Origin of the sequence: Streptomyces sp. NBC_00271, from assembly GCF_036178845.1 — a bacterium.
In the GTDB taxonomy this organism is placed as follows: domain Bacteria; phylum Actinomycetota; class Actinomycetes; order Streptomycetales; family Streptomycetaceae; genus Streptomyces.
The window spans coordinates 1,967,768-1,991,166 of record NZ_CP108070.1; the positions used below are offsets into that span (position 1 = coordinate 1,967,768).

Below are 23,399 nucleotides of genomic sequence, written 5' to 3' on the forward strand. Positions count from 1 at the left end.
GAGGCGACGGATGTGGTCTTCGTAGATGTGCAGGTGGCACCAGCCCCGCCACTGTAAAAGGCGCCGGTCGAGTTGCCGACACCGAGATGGGGGGCGCAACCGGCGGTTCACCGGGTCCGGGGGCGCGGCTGTGTCAGTCGGGAGACCTCGCCGGCAGCCATGGTTCGTGCCATCGCGGATATCCGGCGACGAGCTTGTTCGCGCCCGCCGGTCCCCAGGTCCCCTGCCGGTAGCGCTCGGGGTCGCCGGGCGCCTCCAGCAGTGGCTGGACGATTCGCCACGTCTCCTCCACCGAGTCCTCCCGCGTGAACAGGCTCGCGTTGCCTTGCATTGCATCACTGAGCAGGCGCTCGTACGGTTCGGGTGCCTCACCCAGCGCGGCCGCGAAGAGGAGGTCAAGGTCCACCAGCTGCGTGTCCTGCTTGCCCGGCTGCTTGGCCTGGATGCGGAAGTCCATGCCAGGGCTCGGATCGATCCGCAGGATCCACTGATCGGGCTCGGGCGCGAACCGCGCCGCGAACGCAAGCCGCGGCGGGCGCTTGAACACGATCCGGATCTCGGTCACTCGCTCGGGGAGCGACTTGCCGGCGCGGATGAAGAACGGCACCCCGGACCAGCGCCAGTTCTCGACCTCCAGCCGCAACCCGACGAAGGTCTCGGTGCCCGAGCGCGGCCGCACGCCGGGGACCTGCAGGTACCCCTCGTACTGCCCGCGGACGTAGTGGGCCGGGTCGGCGTCGGGGATCGCCCGGAACACATCAACCCGGCGGTCTCGCAGCGCGTCCGCATCGGCGGCTGACGGCGGCTCGGACGCCACCAGGGCGAGCAGTTGCAGCAGATGGTTCTGCACGACGTCGCGCAACGCGCCGACCGGGTCGTAGAAGTGGCCGCGGTCCTCGACCCCGAAGTCCTCGGCCATGGTGATCTGCACGCAGGAAACGTGGTCGCGGTTCCACACCGGCTCGAACACCGAGTTGGCGAACCGCAGGAACAGGATGTCCATCGCCGGCTCTTTGCCGAGGAAGTGGTCGATCCTCAGCAGCTGATCCTCGTCGAGGAGCTGACGCAACTCGGCGTTGAGGGCGCGCGCCGACGCGAGGTCATGCCCGAATGGCTTCTCCACGACAACCCGGGCGCCCTTGGTCAGCCCGGCGCCTGCCAGGCCCCCGACCACCCGGGCAAACAGCGACGGCGGGATCTCCAAGTAGAAGACGGGGTGCCGACTGCCGTTGATCGCCCGGCCGAGGCGATGGAACGTCTCCTCGTCGGTGTAATCGCCCTGCACATAGCTGAGTCGGGCGGCGAACCGGGCAAAGACGGTGTCGTCGAGCGGCTCGCCCGCTGCCTTGATCGCCGCGCGGGCGTGGTCACGCAACGCGTCGTCGGACCAGCCGTCGCGGGCCACTCCGACGATCGGGCAGGTCAGCAGCTTGCGCCGCTCAAGCCGATAGAGCGAGCGGAACGTCATCTTTCGCGCCAGGTCGCCAGTGATCCCGAAAATGACCAGCACGTCTGCGGGAACGTTCGACGAGTTCAAAGCCATCTGATCCCCCTTACGGGGCCGGTACGGCAACAGGGTCGGGCGTCATGGTCATGCTGGCGACTGGGGGCCGGCGCGAGCCGGGCCCTGGCCGGCCGCCGCGTCCGCGAGGACGAGCGAGGCCGCCGCCTCGACCCGGCCGGCGGGAATCGACCGGTCTCCCGCAACGAGCTTGGAGAGCGGTTCGCTCTTGTCCGCTCCGGTGATGAGCCAGAGCACTTGCTGGGCGCGGGCGAGCGCAGGATAGGTGAGTGTCATGCGCTGGTGGCCCATGTAGGGCGCCGTCAGGGCCACCAGCCGGTCCGAGACTTCGAGCACCGGGTCCCGTGGCACCAGCGAGGCGGTGTGCCCGTCCGGGCCGAGGCCCAGGTGAACGAGGTCGAAACGCTCCGGCAGCGACCGCCCGTAGGCGGCGGCCGCCGCGTCGAGGTCGGCGTCGTTCACGGGCATCGCGATGACCTCGGCCGGGGCCGCACCGAGGCTCTCCCGCAGATGGGTGAGGTTGCGGTCCGGGTCGCCGTCGGGCGCGACCCGCTCGTCGACCTGGAACACCGCCACGTGCTCCCAGGGGACGTGTTCATGTGCGAGCCGCGCGAACATCGCCCATGGCGTGTGCCCCCCGCTGACGGCGAACGTGAATCGGCCGTGGGCTTGCACGCAGGCCCGGGCCAGCCGCGCCACGAACGCCGCCGCGGTGCCGGCGACCGCGTCGGGGTCGGCGACGACTTGGAGTTCGTGATGCACAGCCCTCAGCCCTTCTTTTCGGCGTGCCCGCCGAACTCCGAGCGCATCGCCGAGAGGATCTTGTCGGTGAACTCCCCGGCCTCCCTGGACTCGAAGCGCTCGTAGAGCGAGGTGGTGATGACCGGTGCCGGGACGCCTTCGTCCACCGCGGCGAGGACGGTCCAGCGGCCTTCCCCGGAGTCGGAGACCCGCCCGGCGAAGCCGTCGAGGGAGGGCGAGCCGGCGAAGGCGTCGGCGATCAGGTCGACCAGCCACGAGCCGACGACCGAGCCGCGCCGCCAGACCTCGGCCACCTCGCCGACGTCGATGTCGTACTGGTAGGCCCACGCATCGCGCAGGGGCGTCGTCTCCGCGTCGACCTCTTGCCGGGTTTTGCCGGCGTCCGCGCTCTTGATGATGCTGAGGCCCTCGGCGATCGCGGCCATCATCCCGTACTCGACCCCGTTGTGGACCATCTTCACGAAGTGCCCGGCGCCGTTCGGCCCGCAGTGCAGGTACCCGAGCGGGGCGGTGCCGTCGGTCCGGGTCCGGCTCGGCGTCGGCTCGGCACAGCCCTCGCCGGGAGCGATCGTCTTGAAGATCGGGTCCAGATGGGCCACGACCTCGTCCTCGCCGCCGATCATCAGGCAGTAGCCGCGCTCCAGGCCCCAGACCCCACCGCTGGTCCCGCAGTCGACATAGTGCAGCGACTTGTCGGCAAGACGCTTGGCGCGTGTGATGTCGTCGCGGTAGTAGGAATTGCCGCCGTCGATCAGGATGTCGCCGGGCTCCAGCAACGGCTCGAGCTGGTCGAGGATGGAGTCGACGATCGCGGCCGGAAGCATGAGCCATACGACCCGTGGCTTGTCCAGTTTCGCGACGAAGTCCCGGGGTGAGTCTGCGCCCGTCGCGCCCTCGCCGGCCAGTTCGGCGACGGCGGCCGCGTTGACGTCGGACACGACGCAGCGGTGGCCGTCTCGCATCAGCCGACGCACCAGGTTCGCCCCCATCCGGCCGAGACCGATCATCCCGAGCTGCATGGGCTTGTCTGTCGCCATGTGGCGCCTCCTAGTCCTTGAGCGTGCGGTAGTGCCGGATCAGCGCGTTCGTGGACGAGTCGTGGACGAGTTCAGGGTCGGTCACGCTCTTGAGCTCCGGGCTGATCGCGACAGCAAGCACCGTGCCGAGCTCGACGCCCCACTGGTCGAAGGAGTCGATCCCTCAGATCGTCCCCCGGGTGAACACGCTGTGCTCGTCGAGCGCGACCAGCGTGCCGAGCCGGTACGGGGTGAGCAGGCCGGGTCCTTCGTCCTCGTGCCGGCCCGGAGCAGCCGCCGCATGCGCGCGCCGGCATTCTCCAGCCGCTGGAAGCACTGCGAGCCCATCACTTCGCGGTACGCCCGGTACACGTCGAGGCCGACGGCGAGGGCGGGGTCGTGGCCGGCCTGTACCCGGCGCTCGATGCCACGCAGGTGGGCGTCGGCCACGGCCCGGTGGTGGTATGCCGAGAACGGCAGCGTCACCTTGATGAAGAGGTTGCGCCGGTCGGCGATGCAGAGGTTGCGCCGGTCGGCGACGTAGAGGTTGCGCCCGTCGGCCTCGGCGTGCAGCGCCTTGGCGGCCGCCACCGTTCGCCGCGTGTCGTGGGCGAGCAGCGTCCCCGGATGGCCGGAGTCGGCCGCCTGGAGGGCGTCCATCCACAGAGTGCGGATCGTGTCGACGGAAGGTGTTTCCAGGTCCATTTTGCTCAACGCGAGCCTCCCTGAAGGTGCTCCCCCTGCGCTCATATCGAGGGCGGCAGACTAGGGTTGAGCTTTCCCGGCCGGGGCGAAGAGCGCCGCGCCGACAATTCCCGCGTCGTTCAACAGCTGCGCCGGCACGATCTCGGTCCTGAGTTCGATGTGCGGCAGGAACTTGTCGGCCTTCTTGCTGACGCCGCCGCCGATGACAATCAGGTCGGGCCACAGCAGCCGCTGAACGAGCTCGAGATACGTCTCCAGACGGTGCGCCCATTTCTTCCAGGACAGGTCGTCGTGCTCGCGCACCGACTCCGCGGCCCAGTCCTCGGCATCCTCGTGGTGCAGCGGCAGGTGCCCCAGCTCGCTGTTGGGCACCAGGTATCCGTCGGAGAAGACGGCGCTGCCGATACCGGTGCCGAGCGTCACCATCACGACGACGCCCTTGCGTCCCTTGCCGGCGCCGAAGCGCATCTCGGCGATCCCGGCCGCGTCGGCGTCGTTCACTACCCTCACGTCGCGGCCGGTCGCTCGCGCGAAGAGCTGGGCCGCGTCCGTCTCCATCCAGGCCGGGTCGATATTGGACGTCGTCTGGACCTTGCCGGCCCGGATGACTGCCGGGAGCGTCAGCCCGACCGGTCCTGGGACGCCGATCTGGGAGAGCACCTGCACGACCACGTCCGCGACTGCCCCCGGGGTCGCCGGATGCGGGGTCGGGATCCGGACCCGCTCACCGATGAGGCTGCCGAGCTCGAGATCGACCGGCGCTCCCTTGATACCGGTTCCGCCGATGTCGATCCCCAGCACGTGGGCCGTCTCGTCCAGACTTGCCTGCGCCACTGCCCGCTCCCCTCAGGGGTCGGCCCAAAATGTGTTGTGTGAATTTTGGACGTCAGGCCCCGTAAGAGCTTTGCCATGTAATCCTTAACGCTCGCACATGTCCCCTATATTCGCCACATCACTCTTACAGGGTTGCATCGAAGCCCAAGGGGTAAATCCAAGCATTGCGCGCCCTCAAGGGCATTGGGTTTCGGAAATCAAGCCGATTGGGAACCCGTCCCACAGGTCCCCCGCATCCATGAGCCGCTGCCTCTTCCCACCCGGACCGGCCGCGACCAGAGCTTACGGAGGCGTGATGCCAACCCGCCCGATCCGACTGCTTCTTGCCGACGTCGACGGCACTTTGGTCACGAGCGACAAGGTCCTCACCGACCGCGCCGTCCGTGCGGTCCACAAGCTCTACGACGCCGGCGTCGTCTTCGCGGTGACCAGCGGGAGACCACCCCGCGGCATGTCCATGATCATCGAGCCCTTGGCGCTGACCACTGAACTCGCCGCCTTCAACGGTGGTCTCATCGTCAACCCGGATATGACCGTTGTCGAACAGCAGGTCATTCCCGCGGAGGTGGTGGCCCCGGTCGTCGCGCTGATGGAGTCGTTCGGCCTCAGCGTCTGGATCTACCGGGGTGCCGACTGGTACGTCCGCGACTTGAAGGGGCCGCACGTGGATCGCGAGAGCTGGACGGTGCAGTTCGCGCCCACGCTCGTTCCCGGCTTCGACGGGCTCGAGGAGGGCACCGCCAAGGTCGTCGGGGTCAGCGATGACCACCAGGTCGTCGAGGCGGCCGCGGTCGCAGCTCGCGCGCAGTTCGGCGAGCATGTCTCGGCCGCCCGCTCACAGCCCTACTACCTCGATGTGACCCATCCGCAGGCCAACAAAGGCGCTGTGGTCAAGTACTGGTCCGCCAAGCTCCAGATTTCCCCCGAACAGATCGCCACGATCGGCGACATGCCCAACGACGTACTGATGTTCGCCCACTCGGGACTGTCCATCGCGATGGGCAACGCCAGCCACGAGGTCCAGCGCGCGGCGAGGCAGGTGACAACGAGCAACGAGGAGGAGGGCTTCGCGAACGCGGTCGAGCAGTTCATCCTATGACCCGCGTCACCGCACTGCCCGGACCTGGCTGCCCTCAGCCTGAGACCTGGCCCAAGGAGGAGGACCGTGAGCGTCGACCATGAGAAGCAACGTGCCGCCGAGGCTGCGGCCGAGCTGGTAGAGGACGGCATGACCGTCGGCCTCGGCACCGGCTCGACCGTCGCCTACCTCCTGCCTGCGCTGGCCCGCCGCGGTCTGTCACTGCGGTGCGTCGCGACGTCGCCGCAGACCGAGGAGGCGGCCCTGATGCTCGGTCTGCGGGTCGAACCGTTCGGCAGCATCGACCGCTTCGACATCGCGATCGACGGTGCGGACCAGATAGCGCCGGACGGCTGGCTCGTCAAGGGCGGCGGCGCCGCGCACACCAGGGAAAAGATTGTCGCGGCGGCCGCCGACCGCTTCGTCGTGATCGCCGACTCGAGCAAACGAGTGACCGCGCTGCACCCGCCGGTCCCGCTCGAGCTGCTCGAGTTCGGGCTGGCCGCGACGATGCGCCTGCTCCACCCGATCTCCCTGCGCGACGCGCCACGCAGCCCCGACGGCGGCGTTATCGGGGACTACCACGGTGCCGTCGACGACCTCGCGGGCCTGGCGGCGCTGCTCGGCGCCACCCCCGGCGTCGTCGAGCACGGCCTGTTCCCTCCGACGCTGGTCGCCGACATATTCGTCGCCCGCGGCGACTCGGTCGAGCACCACAATCATGCCAAGTCCCAAGCCTGAGCGGACACTTGGTGTGGGGGTGGGCGTGCGCTGTGCGAATGAACGAGGAGGCCACGGGTGCCCTTTGGCGGTGGGCTGCAGTGGCTGAGGGCCCCTGATCCGGGCCTGCGGGCGCCGTTACCGCCATCCTTCGGCCCGTCAGGGCCGACCGCGCACCGCCGGTTCAGCGAATGGAGCAGGGCCCGGGTCCGGGCCAGACTGCACCGCCTGGTGCTGGACGAACTCGGCGCTCGCGGAGACCTGGACTGGTCGAGGTGTGCGATCGACTCGGTGAACATGCGGGCCCTGAAAGGGGTGTCGGCGTACACCCGAACGTGGCCAGTGAGGTACAGCGAGACGTCCCCGTCCTGAAGGTGGCCGTGCGTATGTCGGGAGCCAGGGCCACCCGACTTTCTCAGGCCCGCGGGGGTGCCAACCATCGTTCGGCGCGGCCCTGTTTGTCGGAGTCTCCAGAGCGGCGGGCGTGTGCCAGCAGTCGGGCGCGCAGTGGTTCGGGCAGGCGGGCGATGTCCCGCTTCTGGCGTGGGCGGGTCTTCCAGCCCACCAGATGCCGCACGGCCCCGGCGTCGTGCCGTTCCTCGGCCCGCGGGTCGGCCAGGGCGGCGAGCAGGTCGGCGATCGGCACCCTGCCGAGCAGTTCGCCAGGCACGCTCTCGTGGACGGGGTAGCCGGAGCAGCGCCCGCTGCCGGATCCGTACCAGTCGAGCAGGGCCAGCACCCGCTCTACCGGGTCGGGGAACGTCAGGTGCAGTCGGTCTGTGAGTTCCGCGAGCAATTCGGGGGAGGGACTGCCGCCGGTGCGGGAGAGGCCGAGGATCCGGTCGGCGGTCATCGCGGCCAGCCAGCTGCGCTCTTCTTCAGCGCCTTCCTCCGCTCGCTGCCGGTCTGCCTTGAACTGTTGCATGGGGCCGGGCATGCCGTGCCCGGCCAGCCAGGCCAGGAGCAGGCGGCCGTCGGCGAGGACGGCGTCACTCTCCCACTGCCCCCACCTCAGTGTCGCCCCGTGGTGCAGGACGACGACTGCGAGCCGCCCACCGGACCGGTCGAACACCTCGAAGCGGACGTCCCCGAGGCACATGCAGCGAACCCCGGGCAGCGATTCCACGGCCATGGCCGTCCTGAGCTGGACCGACTCCGCCGGATCGGAGAGGTCCACCCGGATCTCTCCGAACGCCCCGAACCCGCTCACCGAGCTGACCTGGACCACGTGCGCTTGCTGCAGCACGCTATCCAGCGCTGTCGACCTGTCCATGAACCGACCCCTCCCCGCCCGGGCCGCAGATGCACAGGCCGCCCGATTCCACCGCAGCTCCCGACCGTCTCGCAACCCGGTTCCCGCGCGCCCGCAGTTCAGCGCATACTCCGACGGGCGGCCGCCGCTGCACGACGGGGCCGCGCCCCACCCTGCCCGACCGCCCTGTCCCGAGGCTGGCTGGCTATCGGCCGGCCCCGGCCATGCGGCGGCCAGGCAGCCGAGGACGTTCGCTCGTACCGGGCTGGGGAGATAGGCGTGTACGCCGACAAGGGGGGACCTGACAGGTCCGAATCCTAATGGGCGGCGAAGCGAGTCATTGCTATCCGAATCCGGAGTGAGAGCTCTTTCGACAGACCGCGAGGCTCGCCTCAGCAGCGGTTCCGGTCAGGACGAAGATCTCATCTGCCACCAGGGCAGGAAGTCCTCTACTGAGAGCGATCTGGTTCCGGCCGGAACCGTTCGCAGCCTCCCATCTTCGCGGGCACAGCAGCACCTCGCGCGGACAAAATGCCCTCCGAGTGGGTCTTAGCAGGCCCAGTTCAGATCACGTCACCAGGCGGTTCGCACCGAGCGCTTCGATGGTCGTGGCCTGAGCCGACCGCACGGAGCACCTTTCACCGCGTCGCGAGCCTGAGAGCTCTCACGAAGACGAAGGACCGTGCAGTTAGCTGGGGTTGCGAACGGCTGGTGGGATGTTGTGCCTCGAGCACTTCCATTAGGGAGCACGCGCACCCTGCACAGGCTCTGGCCTGCATGAACAGCGGATCACCAGGGAGAACATGATGGAAATCGCAGGGTTACCAGTGCCGGTGTTCTGCGGGGTGGACTGGGCAGAAGACCACCACGATGTCGCGCTCGTCAACGCCGGCGGAACACGGCTCGCCAAGCTGCGAATCAACGACGATGCTGCTGGATTCACCCAGCTCGCGGCGCTGCTGACCGAGCACGGAGACGGCAAGGATCACCCGATCCCGGTCGCGATCGAGACGTCCCGGGGACTACTGGTCGCCTGTTTGCGCGCGACGGGACGCCCAGTGTTCGCGATCAATCCGCTGGCGGCGGCCCGCTATCGAGACCGGCACTCAGTTGCGAGGAAGAAGTCGGACGCCATCGACGCTGCTGCCCTGGCGAACATCCTGCGCACTGACATGGCCGCCCACCGGCCTCTGCCGAAGGATTCCGAGCTGGCCCAGGCGATTGCGGTGCTCGCCCGAGCCCAGCAGGACGCGGTCTGGGACCACTGCCAGGCACACAACAAACTCCGCTCTCAGCTGCGTGAGTTCTACCCTGCGATCCTTGCCGCCTTCGCTGACAAACGCGAGGGCATCTGCTCGCCCGAGGCCCGGACCATCCTGGCCGCGGCGCCGACGCCCACAGCGGCGGCCCGCCTCACACGACGACGTCTGCAGTCCCTGCTCAAACAGGCTGGACGCCTGCGCGGCATCGAAGTCGAAGCCGACCGGCTCCACGAGGTCCTCCACCGCGAGTACCTCCACCAACCACCCCTGGTCGAGGATGCCTTCGGCCGGCAGACCACCGCCTTGCTGCGTCAGCTGGAAGCAGCCTGCACCAATGCCGACCAGCTCGAAGCCGCCACAAGGGAGACTTTCGAGCAGCATCCGGACGCCCCGATCGTCTCCAGCTTTCCGGGCCTGGGGTCCCTGACCGGGGCCCGGGTCCTGGCCGAGATCGGCGATGACCGGGCTCGTTTCACGACCGCCACAGCAATGAAGGCATACGCCGGCAGTGCACCGGTCACCCGGGCGAGCGGCAAAAGCTGCACGGTGATGGCCCGCCGGGTCAAGAACCAGCGGCTGGCCGCCGTCGGCTATGTCTGAGCCTTCGCCTCACTGACCGCCTCCCCGGGTGCCAGAGCCCACTATGACCGTCGCAAAGAAGCAGGTGACCGCCACATCGCCGCCCAGCGCAACCTCTTCAACCGCTTCATGGGGATGCTCTTCTACTGCCTCCAACACGGCGAGTGCTACGACGAGGAGAAGGCCTTTCCCAACCAGTCTGGAGGAGACCTCCCGGCACAAGCCGCTTGACGCGTTACCTGCGTGGGATGTCTGTCGACCGGGGCAAGAAAGGCTCGAAGATCCACCTGATCACCGAGCGGACTGGTCTGCCCCTCTCCGTCGGCATATCGGGCGCCAACCTCCACGACAACCAGGCCCTGCAGCCCCTGGTCCGCGGGATCCCGCCGACTCCCGCCGCGGCCCACGCCGACGCAAGCCCGCCAAGCTGCACGCCGAGAAGGGTTACGACTACGACCACCTGCGTCGATGGCTGCGCAAGCGCGGCATCACGCACCGCATCGCACGCAAGGGCATCGAATCCTCCACACGGCTGGGCCGCCACCGCTGGACGATCGAGCGCACCATGGCCTGGCTCGGCGGCGGCCGTCGGCTCCACCGCCGCTACGAACGCAAAGCCGAACACTTCCTGGCCTTCACCGCCATCGCCTGCACCCTCATTCGCTACCGCCGACTCACCAAATGAGACGACGTCTAAAGCGGGGTGCCGCAGGTTCGAATCCTGTGGGGGCACCAGGCAAAAGGCCCCGGACCGATCTTGGTCCGGGGCCTTTGATCGCCTGACTGTCACCGCGAATCAGACCGGGACTCGTAGTGCAGGCTGTGGAAACGACCGTCCTTCTCGCGCCCTGCGGGGTCGCCTCCCAGCGCCCGTACCGCCTCGATCGCATACCGCTGTTCCCGCTCGTCGGTGAAGAGACGCTGCGGATAGGTGTGGGCGACATCGACGGTGGTGCTCAGACCATGCGCGGCCAGTGCCCGGACGATCGGGTGGTACGACACGGTCCGCAGAACGAACGCGCTGACCCACACCGGCCTTCTGACACTGCCCAGCAGTGCCCTGAATGTGCGGGCGGTGATATAGCTGCCGCCGCCTGTCAGCGTGATGAGACCGACCTCGGCGAGCGCGCGCCTCAGACCGGTACTGGGTGAGCTCTGTTCCAGGTCATCGGTAAAGGCGGCGTCCAACAGTCCCACTCCGAGCGCGTACTGCACGGCGGGTGCCGCGACGTCCAGGCCGAAGACAGGTACTGCGTCCGGTCGGCGTCGCTCGGCATAGAACTCCTTGTCCCCTGCGGCGAGTTCTGCCGTCGACATCGTCTGGCAAGCAGGAGAGGTGTACCGCTCGTACATCTCCGCCAGCGTGACGTCGTGGTTGAGCAGCGCGGCATTGATCCCGTACGAGCAGCACACGTCCAGCACGGCCGGCCTGCCGCGGTGCCCATCGTCGAGCGCCGCCCGGTCGGTTGCTACCCGCCGGAAGACCGGCTGGGCATGATGCGGGATCTCGTACTCAAGCGGGGCCAACCGCTGGAAGTACGCGCGGGGGTCCGGACGGTCATAGATGTCATCGAACCGCGATTTGCCGCCCGCCACACCGTCGGTACCACCAGGGTCGGACTCGACCATTTCATACCCCTCCTCCCAGAACATGGATTTACGTCCATCATGTCCCGCCTTCCGTGCTGGGGACGCCCGCCGCGCACGGCGCAGCACAGAGCACACCGGGTCGCGATTCAGCCGCTGCCGACACCACAGGGGGATTCTCCGTAGCACCGCGACCGCCGCTCAGGCGCAATCGGTGCGGCGGACCCACAGTGGCCGCATGGGCGCCGAAAAACCGGACTCACGTAGCGGAGGAGGATGGGCCGGATGGATGAACACTTCGTCTGGGTGACGACGCGCCGCATTCGGTCGGGCGCCCTCGATGACTTCGAGAAGGCGTGGCGGCCGGCCACCCATCCGCAGGGTATGCACCGCGCCTTCGCGTACTGGTCCGAGGACAGACAGGAGATCACCGGGGTATCCCCGGCGTGGCGCAGCTGTCGTCCACTGGGATAGCACCGCTCACGACGAGTCCTTCCGATTTATCAATACCTAGGCCACCAGTGCCGTGTGCGCCGGGGCCTGTCTCGACGCCGCGGCCCGCCACCCGCTCGTGCGGGCTCTGCCGGTGCACGTGATCGTCGTGACCGACGCCTGCCGGGACGCCACCGCGGCCGTCACGTCGGCAGCGAGTGCGACTAGTAACATTGCAGAACTACTTTCGATACAAAACCACTACCGGACCACCGGAGAGGCGAAGCCGTGCCCGACCATGGGAGCCACGTCACCTTCCAGCACGGACAGGAGTTCCTGGCCGCGATCTCCGAGCGCTGGAACTACCAGATCCTTCGGGAGGTGTTCTTCGGCATCGGCCGGTTCGGCGAACTCAAGCGAGCCCTGGGTATCTCGGCGAACATCCTGACCGCGCGGCTCAACAGCCTGACCGAGCTGGGCCTGCTCACCAAACGCGCCTACCGCCCGGACAAGCCCTGGTACGAGTACGAGCTCACCGGCATAACGCTACTAGTTTCAAAGCACTACTAGACCGCAGGGGGCCTCGAACCGAGGCCGTCCGGCCCCGCGGGAGCCGCTCCCTTCCCCTCCCTCCGCTGATCGGCACCGCCTTCCTTGGCGGACGTCGGCCGCAGAGTCGAGGCCTCGACCGGCTGGTGGCAGCTGCTGCATGCGAGGTACGGATTGGTCGGGTTGCCGCACGTGGTGTGCATCAGCGGGTGATGCGTGATGTCGGTATCGGTCGCGTAGGTCTCGGCCCAACGGGTAGTTAGAACGCATCCTCGGTCGCAGAGGACTGATCATGACCACGAACCGGCTCGAAGGAGTCACCGAGAAGCTGATCCCCACCTCACTGAGCCTCGGCACCATATGGCAGTACCAGCACGAGCACTTCGCCCCGACCCACCGCGTAGTACTCATCGACAGTCCCGGACACGGCAAGTCCGACGCGCTGCGCAAGATCATTGATCTCAAGGACTGCTCCGACGCGCTCGTCGAGATCCTCGACACGCTCGACATCGACAAGTGCGTCCTGGTGGGCAACAGTTGGGGCGGCATGCTCGCCGGGGTATTCCCGGCCTACTACCCGCAGCGGACCACGGCGGCGATCAGTCCGTGGCCTGGGCCCTGCGCAGCATCCTCATCGGCCGCAAGGACGAGCACGCCGCCTGAACACCATCAGGAACGTACCCGTCCTGATCCTCGCCGGCGAGGAGGACAGCCAGTTCCCCGTGCACGTGGTGCGGAAAATGGCTGACGCCATCGAGGGAAGCACCTTCCGTGTGCTCCAGCACACCGCCCACCTCGCCGCCCGCGAGAACCCCGAAGGCGTCAACGCCGAGATCGACGCCTTCCTCGCCGCCCTGCCCGCCGCGGCCTGATCAGGAGACCACCACCATGACAGACAACGCACAAGCGACGGCCGTGCCCGGCTGGGTCCTGAAGTTCATGGACGCCATCGACACCCTGGAGTTCGGTGAGGGCTTCGCGCCACTGTCCGAAGACACCGACATGTTCTTCGGCACCGCACACATCCACGGCGTCGAGGCCATCAAGGAGTTCTTCATCAAGATCGACGCGCCGCTGAACATCACCCACGAGGTCCTGGAGTTCTGGACCGCGGGCGACGGCGTCCGCCTGCTGCGCGGCGAAGCGACCATGGCCAGGAAGACCGAACCGACCAAGTGGTGCGCGCCCCGTTCATGCACATCTTCTACCTCGACCAGGAAGAGCCGGTTCGCATCCGGACACTCCGCATCACCGCGGGCCCGCTTCAGACCGATGCCGTGATGTGACCTCGTTCCGGGGCGAGTTGTGAGTGTCCTGGGCCCCGGAACGGAGGACGGACAGGACGAGCACCATCCGGTCTCGCGGTACTGCCGGGGATCAGCCAACGATGCCCCGCCGAAAGGCACCTTTTTCGCGGACCTGCCGTCCACGACCTGGAGCAGCTAGCTGTGATGCCGGGGACCGTGTCGTCGCCCCGGTCAGTTTGACAGTGATGGAGAACGGGTTCGCATCGAAGCGCAGTTCAGGGGCGTTCAACGAGCTTGCGAACGGGCATGGCCCGCGTGCGGCAGCTGACCCGACGACGGCATTCGCGCGACTGCCATGAGCCCTCTGCCGGACGCAGAGGCTCGGCCTCTCGTCAGGCACCACAGGTGTCGGTGGCGATCCAGATCTCCCCGTGCGGGTTGGCGTCCTCGAGCAGTTGCAGGATCTGCTGGAGCCTGTCGTGGATCTTGGGGAACTGGGATTTCCCTGGCCGCGTGATGAGCACGGTTGCTTGAGCGGTTGTCATTGGTCGTTGTCGGCCACCGCCGAGCGGCCTCGGACGGCCCAGGCAACGGCCCATCCGGCGACCTACGAGCCGAAGGGCTTCCCGCGCTCACCAACGTGCTTGGCCCGCAACTCCTTCAGTCGGCCGCGGAACGCGTTGTGGCGGTTCTGGTCGAGGTTCGAGCAGGTGGTTGGCGCTGGTCCCACTGCACAAGCACAGGACTGGAGGCGGTTCCTGAACGCCCAGATGAAACTCGCGCCCTCAGGCGTCGTCGTGCTCGCGGGTGCAAGATCTCCGGCGCGTGTGCAGAGAGGACGCGGCGCACGTGGGCCATGCGGGCTCACGCGTCGAGATCATCGAACTGGTCGAGAAGAAAGTCGACCGGTGTCCGGCTCGGGACGGCGGATGTGCCGTCGTGGAGAAACTGTTCTGTCCAGATGACCTTGCCGCGGGTCGTGTACCGCGTTCCCCATCGCTGGGCGAACTGTGCCACCAGAAACAGCCCCCGCCCGCCTTCGTCCGTGGTCGCCGCCCGCCGTAGGCGCGGCGAGGTGCCGCTGCCGTCCGACACCTCGCAGATCAGACAGCGTCCGTGCAGCAGCCGCACACCGACCGGCGGCAAGCCGTACCGGATCGCGTTCGTGATCAGCTCGCTGAGGATCAGTTCCGTGGCGAATCCGACCTCCTCCAGTCCCCACTCCCGCAACGTCTCCCTGCACCGCGCCCGCACAGAGGGAACCGCCGCCGGGTCCGACGGCACGTCCCACTCGGCCACGCGCGAAGGCGGGAATATCCGCGTACGCGCCGCCAGCAGCGCGATGTCGTCGGAGGAGTGTGACGGCTTCAGCGCGTCGATCACCGCCTGACACGTCTCCTCCGGAGTGCGGCGCCCGGAACCGTCCAATGCCCGGCGCAGCCTCTCCATCCCGACGTCGATGTCGTGGGTGCGGTCCTCCACCAGGCCGTCGGTGTACAGCACCAGTTGTGAACCCTCTGGCAAGGAGAGCTCGGCGGTCTCGAAGGGGTAGCCGCCCAGGCCGAGCGGCGTCGAAGCCGGGACGCCAGGACAGGTGACCGTCCCGTCCGGACGCACCAACACCGGTTCCGGGTGTCCCGCACGAGCCATCGTGCAGGCCCCCGCCACCGGGTCGTAGACCGCGTAGAGACAGGTCGCTCCGGTCACCCCCTCCCCCTCGTGGCCCTCCGCGGCACCGCTCGCGTTCTCCTCGTTGTCCATGCTGACAACGAGGTCATCCAGTTTCCCGAGCACCTCGTCAACGGGGAGGTCCAGGGTGGAGAAGTTGTGCACCGCGGTGCGCAGCCGGCCCATCGTCGCCGCCGCGTGCAGCCCGTGACCGACGACGTCACCCATGACCAGGGCCACCCGAGCGCCCGGAAGCGGGATGACGTCGAACCAGTCCCCGCCCACCCCCGCCTCCGCGGGCAGATACCGCCAGGCCACCTCCAGTGCGTCCTGATCCGGATGTGCCCGCGGCAACAGACTGCGCTGCAGCGTCACCGCCATCGCGTGCTCCCGGGTGAACCTCCGAGCATTGTCGATGGCCAGGGCCGCCCGCACGGCCAGTTCCTCCGCGAAGGAGAGATCCTCCGGCTGGAACGCCGGGGAATCCACTGTCCGGTAGAAGTTCACCACGCCCAGCGGCACGTTCCGCGCCTGCAGCGGTACGGTCACCAACGAACGCAACCCGCACTCCAGGGCCTTGCGGGCGCGCTCCGGATCCTGCTCCCGCCAGCCATGTGCCTGCCGCAGGTCCGCCTCCAGCATGACCCGTCGCTCCTGCAGCGTCCGCATTTGCGGCGTTCGGCGCGAGAACGTGATCACTTTGCCCAGCGGATACACCGGGATCATCCGCTGCTCACCGCCGATCGCCGCCCGGCGCAGATGCCGCCAGCCCTCCGCCGTCGGCTCCCACCCCCGCAGTACCGCGTCGAGCAGGTCCACCGTCACCAGGTCGGCGAACTGCGGCGCCGCAACGTCGGCCAGTTCCTGCGCCGTACGTCCCACGTCCAGCGTCGTGCCAATCCGCACCCCGGCCTCGTACAGCAGCTTCAGCCGCTCCCGCGCGACCTCGGCCCGCCCCGAGACCGCCGCCAGCTCCGTGGTGTCCCGCAGGGTCACCACGCTGCCTCCCCGGTCGGCCTGGGGGTACGTTGGCCGCTTGTTGACCGCCAGCAATCGGTCCCCTGCGAGATGCACCTCATCGGTGACCACCTCCGGCGACGACAGCAGACGCGTGATCGGCTCCGGCAGTCCCAGCTCCCGCACCGGGCGCCCCTGCACGTCCGCCGGCAGGTCGAGCAGACGCCTCGTCTCGTCGTTGGCCAACAGCAGTCGTCCGTCGGTGTCGGTGATCAGCACTCCTTCCCGCACCGCGTGCAGGACCGCGTCGTGGTGCTCGTACAGCTGCGCCAGCTCCGCCGGGGCCAGGCCGTGCGTCTGCCGCCGCAGCCGCCGGGCCACCAGCGTCGTTCCCGTCATGGACAGCGCCAGCGTGGCCGCGCCGCTCCCCAGGATGATCGGCAGCTGCGGCAGCCACAGTGCCGCCACGTTCTTGACCGTGATTCCGGCAGAGACCAGGCCGACCACCTCGCCGCGCGAGTCGGTCACCGGGACCACGGCCTGCACGGCCGTCCCTTTGCCCGCGGGCAGAGGCGGCCCGCCGGCCTGCTCGACGACGGTATGGCCCTTCAGCGCCGGTGCGATCGTGCCGACAAACTTCTTGCCGATCTCCCGCGGATAGGGATACGTGTAACGAATCCCCCGCGTGTTCATGGCGACGACGAAGTCCACACCCGTGCGTTTCCGCACCTCCTCGGCCCGCGGCTGGAGCACCGCCGTCGGATCAGGGCTCCGCAGCGCCTCGGCCGTGCCAGGGGCAGACGCGAACGACTGGGCCGCGACGACCGACTCACGACGCCCCCGTTGCAGCGCGTCACTCGACGTCTGGAGCACCACGGCCGCCACCGCGGCCACGACCAGCAGGACCACGATGACGACCTGGAGAAGGAATACCTGACCGGCCATACTGCGCAGGTCCAACCGGGAAGCCCGGTGTTGCCGCGAGCGTCCGATGAGCGGATGACGTTCCGGGCTCCGAGGGCGCCCAGAAAATACCTCCATACACCCTTGATAACACCGCCGCGGGGAAGCCGACGCCGATCACGTCCGTCGCGCCGCCGCATTACCGAGTTCGGCACTTCAGGGCGACGGTGGTGGGCCGAGGCAGACGCCCCTGGCGCGGCGTTCAGTCCGCCTCGGCCCGGCCGGGGTGCGCCTTGCGACGGGTACTGGACCAGCCTGGGCACGTGCGGTGTGCAACCTCGCCGCCGCTGATGGGGATCCCGAAATTCGCTCTGTCTGCAGTTCCGTGAATCCCCAGGTCAGGGGCCGGACGGGGGATCGCTTCGGCAGTGTGTTTCCTGGCGTGGCGAGCAAGACGATAGAGGATGTGCTGATTCCCGGGATCGCTGTACGAGTGGAGCGTGTCAGCGACTCCTCCGGCGCGCTGGCGGTGGATGCGGTGTCCACCGGTCGGCCGGGCCAGTGCCCAGACTGCCGGAAGCAGGCGAGACGCGTGCACAGCTCGCACCAACGCAGCCTCGACGAACGGCCGTTGGGCTCTCGGCGGATTGTGGTCCGTCTCCGGGTGCGCCGGTACTTCTGCGACCGGAAACAGTGCTCCCTGAAGACGTTCGTCGAGCAGGTGCCGGGCCTAACCGAGCGGCACCGCCGGTCGAGCACCGGGCTGACGGGGTGGCTGCGGTCGATCGCGGTGGAGCTGGGCGGCCGTCCGGCGGTACGGCTGTGCCGTCGTCTGCGGCTGGCCGCGGGGCGCACCCGGCTGCTCAGGCTGCTGACCGCGCCACCATTTCAAAGCCGTGCCCCGCGGGTGCTGGGGGTCGACGAGTTCGCCTTCCGCAAAGGCTGCACCTACGGCGCCGTTCTGGTCGATGTCGAGGCCGGCCGGGTCGTGGGTGCACCTGTCGATAACGATGAGCCCTGACAGGTCTCAGAAACGGTCCACGCTCATGGCCTGCGTCACTGCCACTACCGCGGCCTGGCAAAGACATACGTCCAACATGTGCCCACAGCCGCCGGAACCAACATCATCCGACTCAGCGAATGCTTCGCGGTACAGGGCTGGTCACAGTGCTTTGTTGAGAGCAGGTTCTAATACCGATCCAGGCGGTGGGCGTACGGGGTCGGCAGAGACTGTGTGCCGCCTCGGGGGAACCAAGCCGTGCATAGATCCCGGTACCGTTCGGGGACCGACATGCCGTGCACGTATGCGTCATCGGTCGACCAGTAGCCAAGAAGCAGCCGGATGAGCGCCTTGTCATCGGGGAACAGATCGCCGCGTCGCAGCGCGTCGAACGCCCTGTCGTAGGCCTTGTCCGACTGCTGCACGGCAGCCCGGCGCCGCAGCTCGGGCTCGAGCTTCCGCACCAGGGACGAGCGGTTCAAGACGGCGGCCATCATCCCGCCGCTCGGCGGAAATCTCTGCTGGTAGGTGCAGCCCATATGGCGAGCCACTCGGCCGGTGAGGCTGTCGGCCGGCTCCCGCACGGTGAATTCGCTCAGACGCCGTTTCCAGCAGAGTCGGGCGATGGCCATGAGCAGCAGGCGTGCCGCGGCGGCATTCTCGGCAACCAGTTCGTCCACGGTCAGCGAACCCAGGGGGTCGCCGAACGCTCGGCCCTCCAGCACGGCATAGCCGGCGGCAGCACCATCGGTCTGCAGGACCAGGGTCTGCGACCCGGGCTTCCACGTGGCCTGGGGAATGAGCCGGTTCCAGCCTGGGTGCCGTGCGTGGGTCCAGGGCCGCTGGGCGTGCGCGGTGTTGTACATGCGGATCATCGCCGGGAGATCGGCCGGAGAGCTGCTGCGGATGCCCGGGACGGCCGTACCCAGATCGTCTCCCACCGCCTGTTCGACGTTGCGCACGGGGATGACCAGGTGCCCTTCGGCGACGGCTCCGATGAAACCGAACTGCTCGTACACCCCCTCGATACCGTTGGATACGAAGGCGACGTCCACCCGCTGTGCCATGCCGGCCAACGCCTGTCGGAGGAGTCGACTCATGTGCCCCTGACGTCGGAACTCGGGCTGGGTTTCCACGCCACCGATGCCTTCTGCTGCAACGGCCACCGCACCGAACCGCAGTTGGAAAGAGAGCACCTCCAGCTCGGCGACCGGTTCACCTCCAACGGTCCGCAACCGGCAGTAACGCACTCGCAGACTGCGCACTTCCTGATCCGCGAGTTCGGTGTAGGCGGCTCTTGGCTCTCTTGGCTCATGATCCGACACTGAAGGTCCTCGGCCTCTTGATCGCACGGCGGTGCCGTCATTTCCCGCGGACATCAGCGATGTCCTTACCTGCCCACTGCTGCTGAACCCCGTCAACAAACACTGCCACCAAAAGCGAACAAAGCCACGCCGCCCTGCATCTACTCACTGGAGCAATACATCGCCGGCCGACGCCACCGGCGACGGACACCGGCCCGGACGAGCGTGAACGGACAGCATCCACAGTGCTCCGGGGCTAGAAGCGAATCCCGGACTCCTGTGCCGACAGGCGACGCCTCGAGGAAGGGTCACGGCGCGGATCTGTCGCTGTTCCGTGGCGCGGGTCTGCTGGCGGGAGAGGTCCAGTCATGGCGTCGGTGATTCGGGGAGAGGGGGTTGAGGGTTTCGGTGACCGCCGCGGAGATCCCCTGCTGCAACCGGTCGGACAGCGGAGCATCGTTGACCGCTCCCACCAACTCCTGGGCCAGGTGATGGAGTTTGGTGTTGGTGCGCTGCGAGGCCTCGACCAGGACGCTCCAGGCGTCCTCGGCGTTCAGGCCGAAGGAGGCCATCAGGACTCCGCGGGCCAGATCGATGACCGGCCTGGTTTGCATGGCCCGTTTGAGCTGGCTGATTTCGATGCGCAGGTCCTCCTCGACATCCTCGGGCAACCCGTCCTCCTCCACGGGGCTGGGGGTGGTACCGGTACGCATGCCCTGGCCGTTGGTGGCCATGCCCGGACCGACATCATCCGGGTGCGGGAAGAGCGGCCAGGTGCGGGTAAGTGTGAGCAGGTGCTCGACCGCCATCCCCGCGGTCTGGATGCGGACCGTCTTGGCCTCTACCAGGGCCAGGCGGCGGATGTGCACCAGGACGTTGAGGCCGGAGCAGTCACAGAAGTCGACCCCGGCGAGGTCGAGGTCGAGGCCGTGGACCGACTTGGCCAGCGCTTCACGCAGGGCGTGCCGCAGCGCCTGCTCCGTGTCGATGTCGAGTTCACCTGCGACCGCCACGACCGTCCGCTCGCCGGCGGGGTATGCCGCGACCTTCAGGAACGGCGAGGTGTGGGCTCCAACCGTGCCATCCGCTTGCGTCTCGTGGACGGCTTCGTCTGCGCCCCCCGCCTGGGAAGAAGGCAGATGTTCTTGCATGGGAGTCGCTCCGGGGGCATCCACTGGTCCTTGCCTCCTCCAGGCTCGACCTCCCTCACCTCGCACGTCAAGAGATACATGAACTCATTTTCACCCTTTTGAATACGTGAACGTCGGGCACTACGCTGAGAGGCATGGGTGGAGTACCTGAGGGACACAGTGGCTGGACCTTCCTGACCAATCACGCCCGAGTGCTGGCCGCGATCGCCGACGATCCGGGCACCCGTATCCGTGACATCGCCGCGCGATGCCGGCTCACCGAGCGCGCTGTCCAGAAGATCATTTCCGATCTTGAGCAGAACGGCTATCTCACCCACACCCGGCAGGGCCGCTCGAATCGCTACCGCATCGAAGAGGGAACCGTCCTCCGGCACCCGGCCGACGCCGGCCTCACCGTGGCGGGCCTGCTGGCCGCCCTCGACCAGCACGAGAACCCCCACGAAACCCGGCCCGGGCAGGGGGCCGGACATGGGAGCGATGGCACGGAGGAGTCTCCTGACGATGACAGCATGACGGCCACGAAATCCGTTCATGCCGGCCGTCACCGAGTGAAGTCATGAGTCGCGATGATCGACCCTATGGGGACGGCTCACAAGCGAGGGCGGTCTGCCCCGGTCGACTCCCGATGTACCTGCCTCTGATTCGACCGGTACGGCTTGGTGGCGCGGTCGCGGGAAAGGGCAAGGCTCCATAACGGGCTGTTTGACGGTAACGTCCCGCGCGACGCGACGTAGTCAGCATCAGCCGCATGGAGGCCGCACCAGCGCACGGGACACGGCCTGCGCTGAATCGACGCTGCGTTCGCTGGGCGGCAATATCTCGGCCGATCGCGATCGAAGAGGAGCCGGGTGCGGTGGTGCCCGCGCGAATGTCCCGGCAGCCCCGCCGCCCTTACACAGCTGGGCCCTCAGCTTCTCAGGGGAGCTGGTGCGCTGGCCGCGGGGGCGAGTCACGCGGCATGCCGGTCGGCGTCTGTTTCACGGCCTCGACAACTGCGCGACCCTCAGAGCTCCCCTCGCACGGTCACAAAGAAGCGGGCTCCGTCGGGGTCGGTCAGGATGGCCTCGGTCGAGCCGAGGCCCTGCTGGTGGGCCGTGCCGCCGTGGGCGCGTGCGGCGCGGGCGGCGGCCTCGACGTCGTCGACGGTGAAGTGGATCTGCCAGTGCGGCCGGATCGTCGGGTCGGGGGCCGCCTCGACCGCGCCGGAGTGGATACGGGCCACCACGTCGCCCCGGCTGCGCAGGACGACCTCGTTGTCCTCGTAGCGCACCTCGCAGGACCCGGGGCCGGGGACGCCAGCATGCGCAGGAGAAGTTACACGATCAGGGCCACCACCATGGCGATCAGTCCGATCGCTATCAGTACCACCACCGCCATGATCAGGGCGAGTGCCATCGGTCCCCATCCCTTGCCCACCCCGGGTGGCTCCGGATAGGAGATGCCATAAATGCCCCCTTCGGCGGGCGGTGTCTCACCGGGTGACACACCGCGGCGCGGTTCGGTTCTCGGAGTTCGCGTCGGGTCGGGGTCAGGAGTCGTCATGGCGCACGCTCCTCTCGGGGCCCAGCTCCCCGTGGGCTGGTCACGTCGTTGGGTTCGACAGATGTTCGGCGGCCTGTGGGGCGGCGTGGTGCCCGCCGCCCGACCGCGTGGGGTGGCGGAGAGCAGGCCGATCGATTCGAGTCCCCAGGAATCTCACCACTCGTCGACGACCGGTACACGGCGGACGAAATGCTCGCGCACCACGCCCACCGCGCGGCCGAGGTTGTCGTAGGGCTTCACCGTGCCTTTGCCATGACGTCGCTGACATGCCGAGTCACGGAACCATCCCTCAGTGTAGTGGGCGATGCTTTCACCGCCGTTCGGCCTCCGAGTACCCGTAGTCGATCGGTCCCAACGCCGTCACCAGAAGCGCGCGCGGACGGCGCTCAGAATGCCTGGTTGTCGGAGTGGGGGCGAACGATGAAAAGCGGCATCGTCGAGCCAGCGATGCCGACGATCCGCAACGCCATGCCCATAGCCCTTAGCCCCAGTGACGCCCGCGAGCACCCGCGGGCGTCACGAATGATTTCGGGCGATCCTGGAACAGGCACCGTCGTCCGGGAAGGCCTGGGACATGGCCACTTTCCGCATGGCCCCGCAGACCGGGCCGGAACAGTCCGCGACCGGGCCCGCGCCTCCCACGAAGCGGTAGCCAGGCGCAGAGCCACCTTGTACGACCAGACGCTGCGCTCGGTCAACGGCCCGGGACACCGGTCTCCCCTGCTGACTCGCGGTCGGCGACGACGCTGGTGTCCAGGTGTCTGAGGAGGTCGGAGGGATCTCGGTACAACGCGCGGGCGCCGACCGCTTCCAGGTCCGCGCGTGGGATCACGCTTTGCGGTCATCCCACGCTCACAGTTCACGAAGGATCGGCAGCAAGGGCACGCCGGTCAGCTCCCTTGCCTGCCGGACGGGGTCGGGGGCGGGTTTGCCGTCATCGACGTCGTCCGCACTGGCTGCCCCGAGGATGACGTCGTCGGCGTCGATGGCGCCGCGCAGCGCGGAGAGTTCCGGGCCGCTCGCCGAGGTCGCCAGGACGATCTCCCAGTCCCGCCCGGCCAGTGCGCGCAGCAGGTTGCCTGCCTCGTCCAGCGCCGGTAGCCGCTCGAAGTACGTGGCGTAGAGGGCGTGGTGGGCCGAGGTGAGCTGCTCGTCGCCGTCGGGGTCGCGGTCGTCTCCGAGCAGGTGCTCGATCAGGTCGCCGCTGCGGAGGCCCACGGCGCGGTGGATCTCCCGCATGGGGACATGGCGGCCCGCCTGCCGGTACGCCTCCCACCAGGTGACGACACATGAAGGCCGCCGTGCGGGACGTGGTGGTCCCGGTGGCGG

The 23,399-nt window shown here is 68.1% G+C and carries 22 protein-coding genes and 6 pseudogenes; 12 read left to right on the forward strand and 16 right to left on the reverse strand.

The features are described from left to right. Positions 1-133: 133 nt before the first annotated feature. From zwf to ppgK, 6 genes are read right to left on the reverse strand one after another with little or no spacing between them, the layout of a single operon-like run. Positions 134-1,543, reverse strand: a complete 1,410-nt coding sequence (gene zwf, locus OG798_RS09430) for a glucose-6-phosphate dehydrogenase (protein WP_328756797.1) — start codon at positions 1,541-1,543, stop codon at positions 134-136. Positions 1,544-1,591: 48 nt separating this feature from the next. Beyond that, the gene (gene pgl, locus OG798_RS09435) at positions 1,592-2,284 is read right to left on the reverse strand and encodes a 6-phosphogluconolactonase (protein ID WP_183127464.1); all 693 of its coding nucleotides are present in this window, start codon (positions 2,282-2,284) and stop codon (positions 1,592-1,594) included. Between the two features lie 5 nt (positions 2,285-2,289). Beyond that, complete coding sequence (gnd, locus tag OG798_RS09440; RefSeq protein WP_095856326.1) at positions 2,290-3,321, reverse strand: phosphogluconate dehydrogenase (NAD(+)-dependent, decarboxylating); 1,032 nt, start codon at positions 3,319-3,321, stop codon at positions 2,290-2,292. Positions 3,322-3,331: 10 nt separating this feature from the next. Further along, complete coding sequence (locus tag OG798_RS09445) at positions 3,332-3,442, reverse strand: hypothetical protein (protein WP_306454756.1); 111 nt, start codon at positions 3,440-3,442, stop codon at positions 3,332-3,334. Next, positions 3,403-4,014, reverse strand: coding sequence for a hypothetical protein (locus OG798_RS09450; protein ID WP_328756798.1), 612 nt, complete (start codon positions 4,012-4,014; stop codon positions 3,403-3,405). The genes OG798_RS09445 and OG798_RS09450 overlap by 40 nt, the downstream gene beginning before the upstream one ends. A gap of 51 nt (positions 4,015-4,065) precedes the next feature. After that, a complete protein-coding gene (gene ppgK / locus OG798_RS09455) occupies positions 4,066-4,839 on the reverse strand; it encodes a polyphosphate--glucose phosphotransferase (protein ID WP_257016964.1) in 774 nt (257 codons plus the stop codon). A gap of 295 nt (positions 4,840-5,134) precedes the next feature. Here ppgK and OG798_RS09460 point away from each other — a divergent pair, with 295 nt between their 5' ends. From OG798_RS09460 to OG798_RS09470, 3 genes and pseudogenes are all read left to right on the forward strand, one after another. Beyond that, a complete protein-coding gene (locus tag OG798_RS09460; RefSeq protein ID WP_267060955.1) occupies positions 5,135-5,938 on the forward strand; it encodes a Cof-type HAD-IIB family hydrolase in 804 nt (267 codons plus the stop codon). Positions 5,939-6,004: 66 nt separating this feature from the next. Next, positions 6,005-6,658 (forward strand): ribose 5-phosphate isomerase A, encoded by a 654-nt coding sequence (rpiA, locus tag OG798_RS09465; RefSeq protein ID WP_121417078.1) that lies wholly within the window; start codon positions 6,005-6,007, stop codon positions 6,656-6,658. Positions 6,659-6,775: 117 nt separating this feature from the next. Beyond that, positions 6,776-6,952: pseudogene (locus OG798_RS09470) on the forward strand (IS5/IS1182 family transposase); the annotation flags it as partial. Positions 6,953-7,052: 100 nt separating this feature from the next. Here OG798_RS09470 and OG798_RS09475 read toward each other — a convergent pair. Then, entirely contained in the window at positions 7,053-7,910 is an 858-nt protein-coding gene (locus OG798_RS09475) for a hypothetical protein (RefSeq protein ID WP_267060956.1), read from the reverse strand. Positions 7,911-8,695: 785 nt separating this feature from the next. On the opposite strand from OG798_RS09475, the pseudogene OG798_RS09480 reads away from it, so the two are divergent. Both OG798_RS09480 and OG798_RS09485 read left to right on the forward strand, forming a co-directional pair. Next, positions 8,696-9,961: pseudogene (locus OG798_RS09480) on the forward strand (IS110 family transposase). Further along, a pseudogene (locus tag OG798_RS09485) lies at positions 9,931-10,415 on the forward strand (IS5 family transposase); the annotation flags it as partial. The pseudogenes OG798_RS09480 and OG798_RS09485, both read left to right, overlap by 31 nt. Before the next feature lie 101 nt (positions 10,416-10,516). On the opposite strand, the gene OG798_RS09490 reads toward OG798_RS09485, so the two are convergent. Further along, positions 10,517-11,446 (reverse strand): hypothetical protein, encoded by a 930-nt coding sequence (locus OG798_RS09490; protein ID WP_267060958.1) that lies wholly within the window; start codon positions 11,444-11,446, stop codon positions 10,517-10,519. A gap of 591 nt (positions 11,447-12,037) precedes the next feature. Here OG798_RS09490 and OG798_RS09495 point away from each other — a divergent pair. From OG798_RS09495 to OG798_RS09510, 4 genes are all read left to right on the forward strand, one after another. Then, positions 12,038-12,319 carry a winged helix-turn-helix transcriptional regulator gene (locus OG798_RS09495; RefSeq protein ID WP_328756799.1) on the forward strand — a complete coding sequence of 94 codons (282 nt, stop codon included), beginning with the start codon at positions 12,038-12,040 and terminating at the stop codon, positions 12,317-12,319. A 271-nt stretch (positions 12,320-12,590) separates the two neighbouring features. Continuing rightward, positions 12,591-13,046, forward strand: coding sequence for an alpha/beta fold hydrolase (locus OG798_RS09500; RefSeq protein ID WP_267060960.1), 456 nt, complete (start codon positions 12,591-12,593; stop codon positions 13,044-13,046). After that, positions 12,988-13,170, forward strand: a complete 183-nt coding sequence (locus OG798_RS09505) for an alpha/beta fold hydrolase (protein WP_267063767.1) — start codon at positions 12,988-12,990, stop codon at positions 13,168-13,170. The genes OG798_RS09500 and OG798_RS09505 overlap by 59 nt, the downstream gene beginning before the upstream one ends. 16 nt (positions 13,171-13,186) lie before the next feature. Further along, on the forward strand, positions 13,187-13,579 hold the full coding sequence (locus tag OG798_RS09510; protein WP_328756800.1) for a nuclear transport factor 2 family protein: 393 nt from the start codon (positions 13,187-13,189) through the stop codon (positions 13,577-13,579). 358 nt (positions 13,580-13,937) lie between these two features. Here OG798_RS09510 and OG798_RS09515 read toward each other — a convergent pair whose 3' ends face one another. From OG798_RS09515 to OG798_RS09525, 3 genes are all read right to left on the reverse strand, one after another. After that, positions 13,938-14,090, reverse strand: coding sequence for a hypothetical protein (locus OG798_RS09515; RefSeq protein ID WP_179436676.1), 153 nt, complete (start codon positions 14,088-14,090; stop codon positions 13,938-13,940). Between the two features lie 62 nt (positions 14,091-14,152). Further along, positions 14,153-14,275, reverse strand: a complete 123-nt coding sequence (locus OG798_RS09520; protein WP_328756801.1) for a hypothetical protein — start codon at positions 14,273-14,275, stop codon at positions 14,153-14,155. A 134-nt stretch (positions 14,276-14,409) separates the two neighbouring features. Then, positions 14,410-17,115: a SpoIIE family protein phosphatase/ATP-binding protein gene (locus OG798_RS09525; RefSeq protein ID WP_267060962.1), complete on the reverse strand. Its 2,706-nt coding sequence runs from the start codon at positions 17,113-17,115 to the stop codon at positions 14,410-14,412. A gap of 400 nt (positions 17,116-17,515) precedes the next feature. Here OG798_RS09525 and OG798_RS09530 point away from each other — a divergent pair, with 400 nt between their 5' ends. Next, positions 17,516-18,094, forward strand: coding sequence for a transposase family protein (locus OG798_RS09530; RefSeq protein WP_147474220.1), 579 nt, complete (start codon positions 17,516-17,518; stop codon positions 18,092-18,094). A gap of 15 nt (positions 18,095-18,109) precedes the next feature. Next, positions 18,110-18,265 (forward strand): annotated as a pseudogene (locus tag OG798_RS56510) (hypothetical protein); the annotation flags it as partial. Here OG798_RS56510 and OG798_RS09535 read toward each other — a convergent pair. Both OG798_RS09535 and OG798_RS09540 read right to left on the reverse strand, forming a co-directional pair. Next, entirely contained in the window at positions 18,262-19,398 is a 1,137-nt protein-coding gene (locus OG798_RS09535; protein ID WP_328756802.1) for a GNAT family N-acetyltransferase, read from the reverse strand. The pseudogene OG798_RS56510 and the gene OG798_RS09535 overlap by 4 nt on opposite strands. Positions 19,399-19,685: 287 nt before the next feature. Further along, complete coding sequence (locus OG798_RS09540; protein WP_121417070.1) at positions 19,686-20,528, reverse strand: ANTAR domain-containing protein; 843 nt, start codon at positions 20,526-20,528, stop codon at positions 19,686-19,688. A gap of 134 nt (positions 20,529-20,662) precedes the next feature. Here OG798_RS09540 and OG798_RS09545 point away from each other — a divergent pair, with 134 nt between their 5' ends. Then, the gene (locus tag OG798_RS09545; RefSeq protein ID WP_267060964.1) at positions 20,663-21,088 is read left to right on the forward strand and encodes a helix-turn-helix transcriptional regulator; all 426 of its coding nucleotides are present in this window, start codon (positions 20,663-20,665) and stop codon (positions 21,086-21,088) included. A 443-nt stretch (positions 21,089-21,531) separates the two neighbouring features. Here the strand turns inward: OG798_RS09545 and OG798_RS09550 are convergent. The 3 genes and pseudogenes from OG798_RS09550 to OG798_RS09560 form a co-directional block, all read right to left on the reverse strand. Beyond that, positions 21,532-21,813: pseudogene (locus tag OG798_RS09550) on the reverse strand (VOC family protein); the annotation flags it as partial. Between the two features lie 29 nt (positions 21,814-21,842). Further along, the gene (locus tag OG798_RS09555) at positions 21,843-22,070 is read right to left on the reverse strand and encodes a DUF6480 family protein (RefSeq protein WP_328756803.1); all 228 of its coding nucleotides are present in this window, start codon (positions 22,068-22,070) and stop codon (positions 21,843-21,845) included. 694 nt (positions 22,071-22,764) lie between these two features. After that, positions 22,765-23,357: pseudogene (locus tag OG798_RS09560) on the reverse strand (HAD family hydrolase); the annotation flags it as partial. Positions 23,358-23,399 lie beyond the last annotated feature (42 nt).